The sequence below is a fragment of the Pseudomonas sp. D(2018) genome (assembly GCF_005502555.1).
Taxonomy (GTDB): domain Bacteria; phylum Pseudomonadota; class Gammaproteobacteria; order Pseudomonadales; family Pseudomonadaceae; genus Metapseudomonas; species Metapseudomonas resinovorans.
Window position 1 is genome coordinate 1 of record NZ_SCOK01000016.1, and the last position, 12,989, is coordinate 12,989.

The 12,989-nt window shown below is 60.0% G+C and carries 22 protein-coding genes and 1 pseudogene; 16 read left to right on the forward strand and 7 right to left on the reverse strand.

Features of this window, described 5'->3' with window-relative positions:
* From FFS60_RS12475 to FFS60_RS12495, 5 genes are all read right to left on the reverse strand, one after another.
* Positions 1 to 1,262 (reverse strand): bifunctional DNA primase/polymerase (locus tag FFS60_RS12475; RefSeq protein WP_137822142.1); only part of this gene is annotated, 1,262 nt, incomplete at its 3' end.
* The gene (locus FFS60_RS12480) at positions 1,259 to 1,891 is read right to left on the reverse strand and encodes a hypothetical protein (RefSeq protein ID WP_137822143.1); all 633 of its coding nucleotides are present in this window, start codon (positions 1,889 to 1,891) and stop codon (positions 1,259 to 1,261) included. The genes FFS60_RS12480 and FFS60_RS12475, both read right to left, overlap by 4 nt.
* Positions 1,878 to 2,135 carry a TraR/DksA C4-type zinc finger protein gene (locus tag FFS60_RS12485; RefSeq protein WP_137822144.1) on the reverse strand — a complete coding sequence of 86 codons (258 nt, stop codon included), beginning with the start codon at positions 2,133 to 2,135 and terminating at the stop codon, positions 1,878 to 1,880. The genes FFS60_RS12480 and FFS60_RS12485 overlap by 14 nt, the downstream gene beginning before the upstream one ends.
* On the reverse strand, positions 2,128 to 2,616 hold the full coding sequence (locus FFS60_RS12490) for a phage regulatory CII family protein (RefSeq protein ID WP_137822145.1): 489 nt from the start codon (positions 2,614 to 2,616) through the stop codon (positions 2,128 to 2,130). The genes FFS60_RS12485 and FFS60_RS12490 overlap by 8 nt, the downstream gene beginning before the upstream one ends.
* A 164-nt stretch (positions 2,617 to 2,780) precedes the next feature.
* The gene (locus tag FFS60_RS12495) at positions 2,781 to 3,038 is read right to left on the reverse strand and encodes a YdaS family helix-turn-helix protein (protein ID WP_137822146.1); all 258 of its coding nucleotides are present in this window, start codon (positions 3,036 to 3,038) and stop codon (positions 2,781 to 2,783) included.
* Between the two features lie 106 nt (positions 3,039 to 3,144).
* On the opposite strand from FFS60_RS12495, the gene FFS60_RS12500 reads away from it, so the two are divergent.
* The 10 genes from FFS60_RS12500 (at position 3,145) to FFS60_RS12545 (ending at position 7,841) form a co-directional block, all read left to right on the forward strand.
* A complete protein-coding gene (locus tag FFS60_RS12500) occupies positions 3,145 to 3,906 on the forward strand; it encodes a S24 family peptidase (protein WP_256658077.1) in 762 nt (253 codons plus the stop codon).
* A 142-nt stretch (positions 3,907 to 4,048) separates the two neighbouring features.
* A complete protein-coding gene (locus tag FFS60_RS12505) occupies positions 4,049 to 4,231 on the forward strand; it encodes a hypothetical protein (RefSeq protein WP_036997018.1) in 183 nt (60 codons plus the stop codon).
* Positions 4,228 to 4,521, forward strand: a complete 294-nt coding sequence (locus tag FFS60_RS12510) for a hypothetical protein (RefSeq protein WP_028627491.1) — start codon at positions 4,228 to 4,230, stop codon at positions 4,519 to 4,521. Before FFS60_RS12505 ends, FFS60_RS12510 begins: the two co-directional genes overlap by 4 nt.
* Positions 4,518 to 5,090 (forward strand): deoxynucleotide monophosphate kinase, encoded by a 573-nt coding sequence (locus FFS60_RS12515; protein WP_137822147.1) that lies wholly within the window; start codon positions 4,518 to 4,520, stop codon positions 5,088 to 5,090. Before FFS60_RS12510 ends, FFS60_RS12515 begins: the two co-directional genes overlap by 4 nt.
* Positions 5,091 to 5,100: 10 nt before the next feature.
* The gene (locus FFS60_RS12520) at positions 5,101 to 5,385 is read left to right on the forward strand and encodes a hypothetical protein (protein WP_137822148.1); all 285 of its coding nucleotides are present in this window, start codon (positions 5,101 to 5,103) and stop codon (positions 5,383 to 5,385) included.
* Positions 5,382 to 5,762 carry a hypothetical protein gene (locus tag FFS60_RS12525; protein WP_137822149.1) on the forward strand — a complete coding sequence of 127 codons (381 nt, stop codon included), beginning with the start codon at positions 5,382 to 5,384 and terminating at the stop codon, positions 5,760 to 5,762. Before FFS60_RS12520 ends, FFS60_RS12525 begins: the two co-directional genes overlap by 4 nt.
* Positions 5,759 to 5,998 (forward strand): pyocin activator PrtN family protein, encoded by a 240-nt coding sequence (locus FFS60_RS12530; protein WP_028627487.1) that lies wholly within the window; start codon positions 5,759 to 5,761, stop codon positions 5,996 to 5,998. The genes FFS60_RS12525 and FFS60_RS12530 overlap by 4 nt, the downstream gene beginning before the upstream one ends.
* 58 nt (positions 5,999 to 6,056) lie before the next feature.
* Positions 6,057 to 6,401, forward strand: a complete 345-nt coding sequence (locus tag FFS60_RS12535) for a hypothetical protein (RefSeq protein WP_028627486.1) — start codon at positions 6,057 to 6,059, stop codon at positions 6,399 to 6,401.
* A 42-nt stretch (positions 6,402 to 6,443) separates the two neighbouring features.
* A complete protein-coding gene (locus FFS60_RS12540) occupies positions 6,444 to 7,268 on the forward strand; it encodes a DUF2303 family protein (protein WP_137822150.1) in 825 nt (274 codons plus the stop codon).
* A gap of 72 nt (positions 7,269 to 7,340) precedes the next feature.
* On the forward strand, positions 7,341 to 7,841 hold the full coding sequence (locus FFS60_RS12545; protein ID WP_028627484.1) for a hypothetical protein: 501 nt from the start codon (positions 7,341 to 7,343) through the stop codon (positions 7,839 to 7,841).
* A gap of 95 nt (positions 7,842 to 7,936) precedes the next feature.
* Here the strand turns inward: FFS60_RS12545 and FFS60_RS12550 are convergent, their stop codons facing one another.
* Positions 7,937 to 8,527, reverse strand: coding sequence for a hypothetical protein (locus FFS60_RS12550; protein WP_137822151.1), 591 nt, complete (start codon positions 8,525 to 8,527; stop codon positions 7,937 to 7,939).
* Positions 8,528 to 8,606: 79 nt separating this feature from the next.
* Here FFS60_RS12550 and FFS60_RS29040 point away from each other — a divergent pair.
* From FFS60_RS29040 to FFS60_RS12575, 6 genes and pseudogenes are all read left to right on the forward strand, one after another.
* Positions 8,607 to 9,041, forward strand: a pseudogene (locus FFS60_RS29040) (DNA cytosine methyltransferase); the annotation flags it as partial.
* A gap of 22 nt (positions 9,042 to 9,063) precedes the next feature.
* Positions 9,064 to 9,369, forward strand: a complete 306-nt coding sequence (locus tag FFS60_RS29045; protein WP_256658079.1) for a hypothetical protein — start codon at positions 9,064 to 9,066, stop codon at positions 9,367 to 9,369.
* Complete coding sequence (locus tag FFS60_RS12560) at positions 9,366 to 9,836, forward strand: hypothetical protein (RefSeq protein WP_137822153.1); 471 nt, start codon at positions 9,366 to 9,368, stop codon at positions 9,834 to 9,836. The genes FFS60_RS29045 and FFS60_RS12560 overlap by 4 nt, the downstream gene beginning before the upstream one ends.
* A gap of 16 nt (positions 9,837 to 9,852) precedes the next feature.
* Positions 9,853 to 10,053, forward strand: coding sequence for an excisionase (locus FFS60_RS12565; RefSeq protein WP_028627479.1), 201 nt, complete (start codon positions 9,853 to 9,855; stop codon positions 10,051 to 10,053).
* Positions 10,054 to 10,225: 172 nt separating this feature from the next.
* Positions 10,226 to 10,426, forward strand: a complete 201-nt coding sequence (locus FFS60_RS12570; protein ID WP_028627478.1) for a hypothetical protein — start codon at positions 10,226 to 10,228, stop codon at positions 10,424 to 10,426.
* The gene (locus tag FFS60_RS12575) at positions 10,417 to 11,682 is read left to right on the forward strand and encodes a site-specific integrase (RefSeq protein ID WP_256658078.1); all 1,266 of its coding nucleotides are present in this window, start codon (positions 10,417 to 10,419) and stop codon (positions 11,680 to 11,682) included. The genes FFS60_RS12570 and FFS60_RS12575 overlap by 10 nt, the downstream gene beginning before the upstream one ends.
* Here FFS60_RS12575 and FFS60_RS12580 read toward each other — a convergent pair.
* A complete protein-coding gene (locus FFS60_RS12580; RefSeq protein WP_137822155.1) occupies positions 11,666 to 12,874 on the reverse strand; it encodes a PIN-like domain-containing protein in 1,209 nt (402 codons plus the stop codon). The two genes, FFS60_RS12575 and FFS60_RS12580, sit on opposite strands and share 17 nt — an antisense overlap.
* Positions 12,875 to 12,989 lie beyond the last annotated feature (115 nt).

Sequence of the window (12,989 nt, forward strand, 5' to 3'; positions counted from 1 at the left end):
TCCCCCGCCCCCCCGTTTTCGGAGCGGCCGTGCTCTGCGCCGGAGTCATCGGCGGATGGGGCCGGGGGAAGGTCCTGCTGCGCGGCGGCGTCGATCAGCTGCTCGACCTCATCCAGCGAATAGTCACGGGCCGGTGGCACAGGCGCACGCACCTCGCCCTCCGGCGGCGGGCTGGGCGCCCTGGGCGAACGCTTCACCTCCAGGCCCAACAGCTTCGCCGCGGCCTTCACCGCGGCGCCCTGGTCGCCACCATGCACGAGGATGCAGAACACATCGAACGGGTCATTCATATGCCCATTGGCCAGCGGGTCGGAGCCGTGGTGCGAGTACACCTTGCCCTCTTCGCTCACAGTCACCCCGGGCAAGCCCGTGGTGCTCTGCGGGCACAGCCACTTCTTCCCGCGCCGCACATAGCCGTGGGCCTTCAGCAGCGACTCGGCGTCGTAGGCCTGGTTGTACGCATCGATCACCGACGGCTTGTCACCGGCCGACGCAGAGGGGCGCTTGGGCTTGGTCTTCACCGGCGGTTTCGCCTTCGGCGCCCAGGGGCAGGCCTCCAGCGCCATGCGCTTGAACACATCCCAGTTGCGCCAGATGTTCACCAGGTCGCGGGGCAACTCCGGCAGGCCATCGGTCGAGGGCGCCGTGCGCCAGTGATAAGGCTGGCCCGTGTCCGGGTGGATCGAGGGCGGCAACACGTCCTGCACCAGGCCCGCGCGCAGCTCGAACACCGTGATGGGCGACAGCCCCTTGGCCTTCGCCCGCATCTCGGTTTCCAGCGCGGTATCGCCGGTCTCCTTCGCACGCTTGGCGGCCGCCATGGCCAGCTTGAACTTGCTGCCGTCCGGGTCATCCGGGTGCGGCCAGCTCAGCGAGTGCCGGCTGAAGTCAGCGCCCTCGGGCAGGCGGAACATCACCCGGAACCGCGCCGGGTTACCCACCACCGTGGGGTAGTCCACCGCCATGCTGTCCACGTCCAGGTCCAGCACATCGCGCAGCACCTGACGGCTGTACTCCACATGGTCCACATCCAGCGAACACAAGCGGCTGGGCCCATGGACCACGCCTATGTTGTGCTTGGGGTGCTTCTGCCAGAACGCTTCGGCCTGGTCGGCATCGACGAAGTAGCCGCCGGGCTGGTTCCAGCCGTTGCCCTTGGGGGCCTTCTCGCCCGGTTCGATGGGGACCAGAGCGAGGTTGAAGGTTTTGATGTAGCGCCGCGCCCAGGCGGCAATTGGGGTGGCGTTCCCTGCCTGGGTCATGCTGATCTCCCTCGCAACTGAAGACCTTGCGTGCTCAAGAACGAAAACACGATCATTTCCGTTTTAGCGGCGAGAGGAGTTTTACCGCAATGGAACTGGTCCAATGGTTCGAGGCCCATCAAGGCACAGCAGCCTGGGTACAAACGGCGGGTGCACTGCTGGCACTCGCTGTAGCGGTGGGCTATCCCATCGCTCAGCAAAGGCAAGCAAATAAGAAAGAGATACACGAAAAACGAGAGCGCCTCCGCCATCAGGTTGGTTTCATTCTCGCAGGGGCGCTCATCATTCGGGATCAAATGCGGACAGCGCGCAAGATTGCAGATGATGCGACTAAACCACTCATCGCTAAGCCCTATGACGAACAGGCCATAACACTTGCCTTCCATGGTCTCGATGGGTTCCCCATGCACGATCTGCCAGGCACTCAACTGGTAATAGATGCGGTAGAGCTGAAAGGTATGTGTCATCACCTCGTCCAAATTGCGGACGACATGGTAGGGACGGATCAGAAGGAGCCCATCCGCCCCATCAGCCTTTCCATTCGGTTTTTCGACGACTTGTTCGAGACGTTTGAGATGCTTCTCAACAAATGGGAAGGCCGACATTTCGATCTGATTAGCGAGATTCATTCTCGCCCCTCTTTCTGGCGCTTCCGCCGCCGCCAAAAGTGATGTGCCGACCCTCTAGATTCCCCTGGCACTCCACACAGAAACGACAACCCGGCACCGCAAGGCGCCGGGCTTCGGGAATCTCAGCCCCACACGAGTCGCAGTCCTCGGCGCTCTCGCCCTGATACCGAACCCGATTGTCGATGGCCCGTTGCAGGGCCTCGGCCTGAGCAGCCTCCGCCAGCTCGATAAAGCGCTCATCCATGCTTGCGACCCTCCATCGCGGCGCGGGCGCCGGCCATGATGCCGAGCACGGCACGGATCACCTCATTCCCGTGGAACTCCAGCTCTGCCACCTCGTAGGCCTGCCAGCGGTTGTCGTCAGCGCCCTCGTGCAAGCTGCGAACGAACATGCCCTCCTTCACCAGCAGCTCGCCCACGGCCTTCAGAGCATCGGGCGTCGCGCTCACAGGTTCTGGCCGGTACCACACCGCCCCAGCCGGACGATTCAGCGCGTCCAACAGACGTGCATCCTTGGTGGCACCAATGATCTCTTCCAGCTCGTCGGGCGTCGGCCAGCGGCGCTCCTCGTCGAGCTTCAGCTTCTTCTGCAGGGTGTCGAGATCCATGACCAGGTCATGGGCCAGGGCGGTGATCCCGCCGTGATAGTCGCGCCCGGCGCGATACAACGCCTGGCGGAGAGAAAATACCGGACCCGAGTCCGGCAAAAGGTCAACGCGGCTCATAACCGTAAAAGCCCCCTTTACGGTGTAGCCATCGAGCGGGACGCGCCCTACTCTATGACCACGACCGATGCATGTGCTGTGTCGTCGTAAGCCGAAGCAAGGAGGTCAGAGTCCTTGCCAGGCACCCCGCCGGCGCGGGAGGTCAGAGTCCCGCGCCGGCAACTTCAAGCAGCGTGAGGAGACTGAAGTCCTTCAGGCATACAGAACACATCTGGCCGGAGTTCTTCGCGCGGAACACCGCAAAGCATTTCCACTCGCAGCACGAACTCCGCAGGTAGCTCCCCCTTCTTTAGCCAGTAGGAAACCAACTGCTGGGAGATAGGCCGCTCGGGGGTCGATACCAGTTGCGCAAAGGCAGTCTGTCCGCCTGCTTCCTGAATCGCCTTCGCGAACGCCTCCCGCTTTTGATCGGAGATGTTCATAGGAACCTCAACTCAACGTGCTCGCCATCAATTTACGTGCTTTTTTGTAGACACTCAACAAATTTATGCGTTTGAAGGTTAACAAAGGATTTTGTAGCCTCCCTGCATGATCAATCTCGATTACACCCCCAGCCCCGCAGCCCTGCTCTTCAAACAGAAGCGCGAGGAGCTAAAGCTCACTCAGGCCGAAGTCGCCGATCTGACCACGAAGCGATTACCTGCTGGCGAAAAGCTCACTCAGCAGTCGTATGCCGCCTTGGAGAAAGGAAAGTCGCAGACATCGCGCTTCGGTCTCGCAATCGCCACCGTGCTAGGCGTGCTGCCTGAGTACATGCGAATAACCGGCGGCACACTTGAACCGCAAGAAAATCCCGACAGAGACACCGAGGCTGCAATGCTGGGCCCGGTCTCCGTTTGGGATGACAGCACACCTCTGGAAGACGATGAAGTAGAGGTTCCCTTGCTCAAGGAAGTAGAGCTGGCGGCGGGATCAGGCCGCACCGCAATTCGAGAATCCAGCGGCGCAAAGCTGCGATTCGGAAAGTACACACTGCGACGCCTGGGCGTGCAGCCGGAGAGCGCCGTATGTGTTTCGGTGTACGGCAACAGCATGGAACCCGTGCTGCCACATGGAAGCACCGCTGGCGTGGACAGAGCTAACACCTCCATTAAGGACGGCGATATCTACGCTCTCAGCCACAACGGCCACTTGCGCGTGAAGCTGCTTTACAGGCTGCCAACAGGAGGTATCAGGATGCGTAGCTACAACCGCGAAGAGCATCCAGATGAGGAGTACAGCCAGGCTGATATTGCAGCCCAAGAGATTCAGATCATCGGACGGGTGTTCTGGTATTCGGTGCTCCGCTAGGCCAGCCAACAAGCCAACAAGCCCGCTAATGCGGGCTTTTTTGTTGCCCTACAAAAAGAACAAACAAAAAATGCTGTTGTATTTAACGTGTTTTCTTGTAATCTGGACGCGTACCCACCTCTGACCCCTGGAGTACGCGACGATGCAAACGACACAGCACAGCTCCACCCGTTGCCAGGTCCACCTGCACCCGGCAGCCACCAACCCCAGCTTGATCTTCGAGATCCGCCGCCAAGCGCGTGACGCTGGCCTGCCCTTCATTGGCACTCAGCAGCGCCGCAACCGCACCTCCGGTACCGGCCCGTTCGGGGGCGATGCGGCATGAACGCCACCATCCCCGAAGCTATCCAGGCCGGCTGGCGGTCGACGCTGAGTTACTACCTCCGCGAGTGCCGTACTTCGCGTTTCGATTCCGCCTCCAGCAACGCCTTCTACATCGTACTGGGCATGGTCTCGTCTGCCCGCTCGCTCAACGCCATTACCGAGCAGGAACGGGACCGCCTCTGCGAGCTGAATCTGAACGCCTCCAACTTTCGCAGCCACGAACTGCGCGAGAAAAAGTTTCCCTACACCCATCGCCCCACCCCGACCATCGCGCAGGAGCAATCCGCATGAACCAACTGATCATCGGCCTGCATGGCCGCGCCCGTTCCGGCAAAGACACCGTGGCCCGTTACCTGGCCGTCCACCTCTCCCTGCTCAGCTACGCCTTCGCGGAGCCGCTGAAGCAGGTCCTGGCCGAGCTCTTCCACCTGACCCAAGCCCACCTGGAGGGCGACCTCAAGGAGCTGGCGCTGCCCGGCATCGGCAAGTCACCGCGTGAATTGATGCAGTTGCTCGGCACCGAGTGGGGGCGCGACCGGGTCCACCCGCAGCTCTGGCTGCTGCTGGCCGAGCAAAACCTGCAACTGCTGGCTGAGCATCACCAGGATATGAAGGGCGTGGTGATCCGCGACGTGCGTTTCGAGAACGAGGCCGACTGGCTGCGCAGCAAGGGCGGCATCATCGTCCACCTCCAGCGCCCCGACGCCCAGCAGGTGGCCGGCCACAGCTCCGAGAACGGGCTCGCCATCGCACCGGACGACCTGGTTATCCACAACGACGGCAGCCTGTCCGAGCTGTACGACAAGCTCGATGCCCTGATCACCCGGCTGCACCACCGCGCCATCCAGCAGGCAGCCTGAGGCCACGGCCATGAACCGGACCATCCGAGAAGCTGCCCAGGTGCTGGGGGTGCGCGAGCGCGACCTGCGCAACCACCTGCGCGACTCCAAGGCGCTGAACCGTGACGGCAGCCTCGCCGCCAAGCACATCGGCGGCGGGAACCTGTTCATGGACCCGCGTTCCCGCTGGGTTGAGGCCACCAAGAGCTACCAGCACTACGCCGTACTGATGGTCACCGAGGCGGGTATCGCCTGGCTGGCCAAGCGTCTCGGCATCGAGATCACCATCACCAAGGACAAGGACGCAGCGGCATGAGCCAGCCACGACCAACCGCCGTCGACCACGCCGTGGGCGTGCTCAAGCTCGTCGGCCTGCACATCGACCACCCCACCGTCATCAACCAGAAGCTGGTGCGGGACGCCAGCACTGAGGCCATCGAGCGCCTGCAGCAGCAAGTCGCCCCGGCCGCCCACCACCTGGCTCTGCTGTACGCCCGGTTGGTGGAGCGCACCCCGCCAGGCTACCTGCCCTACGTCACGCTCACCCAGGACCCACTGCGCCCCTACGGCGCCGTGATCACCGACGCCAACGACAACGTGGTCGCCCGCCAGCTGGGCAAGAGTGTCGACAGTCTCGTCGAGCTCATTTCAGCCCAGCTCCCAAGGAAGGGGCGCGGGGAGACCCATGGATGAGCGACACCCTCAGCCAACTGATGCAGCAGTGGAAAGCCAGCAGCCTGACGCTCACCCAGGTCAGGGAGCACTACTTCCCGCACATCAAGACCGACAAGCACCTGCGCAAGCTCATCCGCCAGCAGAAGGTGGACCTGGCGGCCTACCAGCACAGCGAGTCCAGGCTCGCATGCTGGTGGGTGCGCCTGAAGGACCTGGCCGACTTCCTCGACAAGCAATCCGAGAAGGCGGCGTAACCGGCGCCCGACCGCTCCGGGCAACTCTCTGACGATCCACAACCACGAGGCACAGCACATGAAAGCCACTGATACCGCCGAGTTCATCAACTCACTCAACGCGGGCGTGTTCGCCCAGCAGGTCGGCAAGGCCCTCTCCGACGTCGCCTTGGGCGTTGTCGAGTTCGGCAAGCAGGGCCAGGTGACCCTGACTTTCAAGCTCAAGCAGATCGCCCAGAGCCAGCAGGTAGCCGTGACCCACACCCTGGACTACGTGCAGCCGACCAAGCGAGGCAAGAAGCGCGAGGACACCACCCTGGACACCCCGCTTTACGTGACGGCAGAAGGCCTCCAGCTGTTCCTGACCAATCCCACGGCGCAACTCTTCACCGAGAGGGATGCGCCGGTCCACGCCCGCACCTGATCCCTGTTCCACCCAATCTCTGACATCACAAGGAACTGAACCATGCTGCAAAAAGACACCCTGCAACTGATCCTCGCCAACGCCCTCGCCGCAGCAGGCCAGCAGATCACCATCGCCGACGGCGCCACCCTGGCCGTGCTACCGGAGGCGGTGAAGCTGAACAACCTGGAACCGTTCCAGCCCGGACGCAATCGCTTTCGAGGTGCGCTGACCACACACTCCATCACGGACTTCACCAAGTATGTGTCGGCTCACACCACCGAGACTCAGCGCCCGGCCGGCTTCGTCGACCAGGACCAGATGAGCGCCGCCATCATCTTCAACCTGGGCAATGACAAGGTACCTGGCCACGGCGACGACTCCGCCACCCTGACGCTGAAGCAGACCGCCGCCTACGCCGGCCTGCTGGCAATCCTCGGACGCGGGCTGTCGCAGCAGGCCCTGGCCGAATGGCTGGAAGACTGGATGCCGCACCTGGTGGCCAGCGCCGGTGACGACTCCATCGGCATGCCGGCGGCGATAAACGCCGTGCGCCGCATGAGTATCAAGGCTTCCAGCCAGCGCGACAGCGTGGTGGGTGACTTCGCCGCTAGCCGCAGCGCGATGGACGAGATCGAAGCCCGCAGCCTGGACACCCTGCCCACCACCTTCGTGTTCACCACCGCGCCCTTCGATGGCCTAAGCGCAGCCAGCATCACCCTGCGCCTGTCCGTCATCACCGGCCGCGACGAACCCCTGCTGAAACTCCGCTGGGTGGGTGAAGAAGCCCAACGCGAAGAGTTCGCCAAGGAGTTCAAGGACGTGCTCGAGCAACAGGTAGGCGGCCTGGTACCGCTGACCATCGGCACCTTCAACCTCGGCAAGTAAGCCACCGTTCAAGCCCCGCTGCCGGACTCTGACAGCTATTCCCGGCGGCGGGCACCTACGAGGACACAGCACATGCAAGAAGCAACCATCATCCAACTGTTGGCCGCCGCACTGGTCATCACCCTATTCGCCTGGCCCCTGATCGCCACTCGCATGGCTGCCACCGCCCGGGCCAATGGCTACGACGAAGGCCACAAGATCGCCCGCGAAGCCAACGCCGAACGCATCCACCTGCTCAACATTGACCTCGTCGAACTGGCCCGCAAGCGCGAAGCGGACAAGACCGGCCACCGCCTCGAGCGCGACCAGCTCATCCAAGACGCAGACCAACGCATCGCTGAATACGCGCGTCGCTCCAATCCATTCAACGACCAAGACCTGGCCACGCTGGCCGCCGCCGTGAGAAGCCTGGAACTGGCCCGCGACACCTTTGCCGGCCTACAAGCGCTGGATAAGCAGGCCGAGTCGGCTCGCCAAGCAGTCAGCATGCGCAACATGCACGACCGGTTGAAGTCTGCCCTGGAGGCACAAGCCCACCCGGCAGAACACATCAACATGGAGGCCGCAGCATGATCATGGGTAACGTCGACGATGCAAGGAATGACTTGGCGATTGCATTTCTTGACTGCACCAAATGGCTATTCGGGGGGAGCCAACAACTTCTGTTTTCATTCCAATGGAATGTGGGCCTCCTCATAGTGACGGATGAGGCGCCCCACCACATCCAGAAGTACGCCCATGCCCTTGGTCACCAGCTGAAGATCATGGTGCGTGAGATCGGTCCCACTCACCAAGCGCCTTTGAACCCTGATAATGTCCTTTGCCGCGCGTTTGAACTCAAGCCAAGCCAGAGCAACCTCTGCAACGGAAATCTGTTTGAACTCAACCTGTTCAAGCAAACTCGCCGACTCATCCAATATCTCAAATGCGTGCGAAGTGTCAGCTCCCCTAAGGAATCCCTCAATCAAGATGTTCCCGACCCCCCTCTGCGCTTCGGTTACAAATCGAACGACCCCGATCACCTTTTTCAGAGTTTCCCGGTCCTGTTGACGAGCTTCGCGCGCGCGCGCTTTGCTTTCATGATTTGCGACCACAACTGCAACAATAATCGCCAGCACAGAGCCAACAGCTTGAACCCAAGCGGCACCAACCTCGGAATACGGCGCGCCAAGATAAACCAAGTATCCCAAGGCAAGCAGCGAAACCACCCCGGGGACCGAAAGCACAAACTTCACCATCCAGCTAAAGCTAATGCCCACAAATTTGCCCTCGCATTCAGTCGAAGCCTCATAGAACTCGGCGCAGCACTCCCGTACTCAAGTAATAGCGGAGGGTACCGTGAATGAGCTGGCTCTTTTCGCGGGCGGTGGTGGAGGAATTCTCGCCGGCCAACTCCTCGGCTATCGGACCATCTGTGCCGTTGAGCGTAATGCCTACGCCGCACAAATTCTGGCGCAGCGACAAAACGATGGAGCCCTCCCAGCTTTCCCAATTTGGTCTGACGTGTGCAGTTTTGACGGCAGACCGTGGAGAGGAATTGTTGACGTCATATCTGGCGGCTTTCCGTGCCAGGACATCTCCGCCGCAGGCCCAGGTGGTGGAATCCTTGGGCCGCGCTCAGGGCTCTGGAAACAAATGGCACGAATCATCGACGAAGTACGACCCTACGAGGTCGACCTGGAGAACTCACCGCTGCTTGTGGGACGAGGACTTGCCGTGGTCCTCGGTGATCTTGCCGACATGGGGTATGACGCTCACTGGTGTGTTATGGGAGCCAGGCACCTCGGAGCCCCCCATGCCCGCGATCGAATCTGGCTGGTCGGGAGAGCTGTTCCCCACCCCCTCCGTCGCCATGGTGAAAGGATCATCGAAGAAATCACTCACCCGGGTGAATGGCAAAACGAGGCTGCGCAATCGCTTGGATTATTGGGTGGAGCGAGATGGCCTGCGTGGCCGCCTGAACCCTATTTTCGTCGAGTGGGTCATGGGCTGGCCGCCCGGGTGGACCGACTTACAGCCCTTGGAAATGGACAAGTTCCGAGAGTGGCAGCAGCAGCATTCGCCTATCTCGCAACAAGTAGGCAGTGAGGTGGCAGCATGAGCAAGCGCAAGCCATACAACCACCGCGCCCGGCTTCACGCCTACTTCAAGGCAATGCTGAGCAGCAACCACGTGGCGGTGGTCGATGCCGAGGGCAGCGGCGTCCAGACGCTGATCAACTGGAAGAAGGCGGCCCTGATCACCTCGAAGGGCCGCACCGCCATCGTCGACGCGGTATGCGATATCCCGCACCACTGGTGCATCTACTTGGCCGCGCTCTGCCGCGACCACGAGGGCAAGCGCTACATGAAGGCGGTCGAGGTGACGCCGCAAGGTGTCTACCTCGCCAAAGACCTTGAGCAGGTCATTGAGACCTACAGCGTCGAACTGCGAGACGGCTGCAACCCCAAGCACCTGCAAGGCATGGCCTGGATCGCGATCCCCGGCCCGGTGTCGCTGGAAGAGGCCCAGGCCGACCGCATCTTCGACGCCGTCAGCGCCTGGCCGGCATCCTCACAAGCCGCATGAACAGGAGCCGCCAATCATGAGCACACCACGTTGGGTCCTGATCAAGCGCGCCGCGGAGCTGACCGGCTACAGCGAAGACGCCATCCGGCACAAGGTAAAGAACGGTACCTGGGCACAGGGCCGGATCTGGAAGAAGGCACGCGACAACCGCGTATTCATCAACCTGGAAGAGGTGGACAAATGGGTGGACAGCTCACCGCAAGAAGCGGCGGCCTGACACCGTACCACGAGCCCCAAGAATGCAACCCCTCCAGCAATGGCCGCTCCAGGGGTTGCATATTTCAAAAAGAGTGCAGGCTGTTAATCCGACGAACGGTCGCGGCGCCCCTTTAGAACGGTGCACCGGCCGTTATCACTGAATAGGTAGCAGTGAAAAAAAAGGACCGCACATGCCGCACGTTCCCCATATCCAACAGCAGTTAAAGCAGCACACCGCCAGGCTGGAATCATTGGCACATGCCATTCAGCTCTTACCTTCCAATGATCCCCGGCACCCAATCCTGTGCTCGGTCTTGAAGACTGAAATCGAGAACATGGAAGACCACCTGCTGGACCTACTGGACTCAGCGATGAGGGATAAATCCAATTGAGTAATCCACTACAGACGGAACTCGCCAAGCACAAGGGCGTCGAGATCCACGGCAACAGCCTTCGCATCACTTTCATGTGGCGCCGCATGCGCTGCCGGGAGACTCTGGGCCTGCCGGTCACCAAAGCTAACATCCGACACGCCGCCCAACTGCGCGCGGCTGTGCTCCACGACATCAAGATGGGGACTTTCGACTACGCCCGGCACTTCCCCGAGTCGAAACACGCTGCCAACTTCAGCAATACCCGCAACGAGCGGCTAAAGGCCCTGGCCGAGCGGTACCAGGCGCTGAAGGCAGTGGACATTACCCCGGACACCGAAAGCCGCTACGCCACCGCAATGAATGTTTGCCTGGATCTGCTGGGCCCGGATCGGCTGGCCAGCGTTCTGTTGCCCGAGGACATCCAAAAGCTTCGGGTCGACCTGATCGAAGAGCGGGCTACCTCCACCGTCAATCACTACCTGGCGGCCCTGGCGGGCTTTCTCGCCTGGTGCGAGAGCAACGGGTACAGCCGGCCGGGCCTGGCTGCCGCCTGCACCCGGTTCGAGATGAGCGACCGTGAGCCGGACCCGCTGACGCAGGAGGAATTCGATTCGCTGATCACCAAGGGCTGCCTGCACCGGGTAGACAGCGCCGCGATCACTTTGGCGGTGTACACGGGCCTGCGCCCCGGCGAGCTCTGCGCCTTGGCCTGCGAAGACATCAACCTCGATTCCGGCACGCTTCAGATACAGCGCGCCATAACAAGCCGCGGGACATTCAAACTACCGAAAACCGGCAAGCCGAGGACGGTGATGCTGCTCCCGCCAGCGCTGGAGGCCTGCCGCACCCTGTTGCAATGGGCCACCGGCCGTAAGCCACTGGCCGTAACGGTCCACCTGACCCGCCACGAAAGTCGCACCGTGGCCATCACGCCCCTGCTCACGCCCGGCACGCTGGCCCGCAAGAAGCAGGTCAATCACTGGTTTGTCCCGACCGCTTGGAATACTAAGTGGGCGGCTATCCAGAAGCGCGCCGAGATCCGTCCGCGCCGCCCCTACCAGACACGACACACCTATGCCTGCTGGTGCCTTACGGCTCGAGGAAATCTTGCTTTCATTTCCAAGCAGATGGGCCACAAGGACTTCACCATGCTGGTGGAGGTCTACGCGAAATGGATGGATGATGAATCACCCTTCGAACTAGAAAGAATCTGGAAAAACATCAAGAAAAACCGAACACCTCAAAGCTCTACCGACTTCAAGGCTCTAGGTTAGATTGATACCTATAATGAGAAAGTAGCGATTCAACGCGCTCAAGCTCGCTTGTTAATGCAGATATCTGATGCGCAAATGACTCGCGCTCAGCCAACTGAGAATAGTATTCCTCGGACCCAACCACTGGCCCTTTTAAATTTAATTCCGATGTCGCCTCACGATAATTATCCTTCATGAAGGCCAAGGAAACCCACAAGCTTCGCCTCGCACGCTCTAACTCCGCGAGCTTTTCATCCAACCCTCTTGAATCCCGAACAAAATTACCACCAACCCAACCAGACTCATCCAAAGGGACGGAAGAATCAACCATCAGATTCTGAGACCGCACCTCCTCGATCTCTTGGACTGCATCCACCGATGCCTCACGCTTCAAGTAACCATTCGCGAGAGTCAAAAATCTATCAGGATGATACATATAAAAATCACGACCAACCTCCCGTGCGAATTCTTCCATCAGCTCAGGCCTAGGCCCAATAGTTTTCCCTTGAAAACGCTGCCACCAGTCCTCCTTACCATCATCAGTAATCAGCACGACCGCCCGTGACTCCGCCTTTGCCTTACCAATAATTTGCTTCCAAACAATTAGATCTCCAAAGGGCCTACAGCGCTCAGAAAAAACCTCCGCATCTCCAGATTTCACCTTGAAATCGGAATAGCCTGGTGGAATTTTTTGTTTATACCTCGCAGCCCCCTCCTCCAAAATCTGCTCAAGCACTGATTTCTCGTACGGCTCCCCAACCTTACCATCTAGCAATTTAACAATTAAACTTTTAATATCATCGTCAACAACCCTTTCCGAATGTACCTCCCTATTAATCGACAGCTCTCCAACAAGCGCATCGAATGCCGCATAGCATTGAGACAAAACCTCCATACTTACAAATGGATGCTGCCTTGAATTATCAAGCTCACGCCGAAGTCTCTCCACATCAGAAATGGTCGAATCATACTTCTTCTTCTGCTGATCAATGACATCGAGACGGTTATTCAAGAACTCCTCTGCTGCTCTATTCGGCACCCACAGCCGATCCCCATACGCCTCAAGGACATCTACCAGCGCCGACCTAGTCGCATCAGAGTACCGATATAAATTGAGCAGAATATTTGCATCCAGCACAAATAAACACTCATCCCACAGAGTAGAAAAGTCCACGGACTCACTAGCAAAGTAGCCAGGAAACATGCTGCGCATAGGTCAAGCTCCTTGAGACCATAGCCATGATCGGATAGACCGACGTTACACCAGAAATCAATGAGCTAAACAGCTCGAATATGACGTAACCGACCGTGATAACCTTGCAACGAGC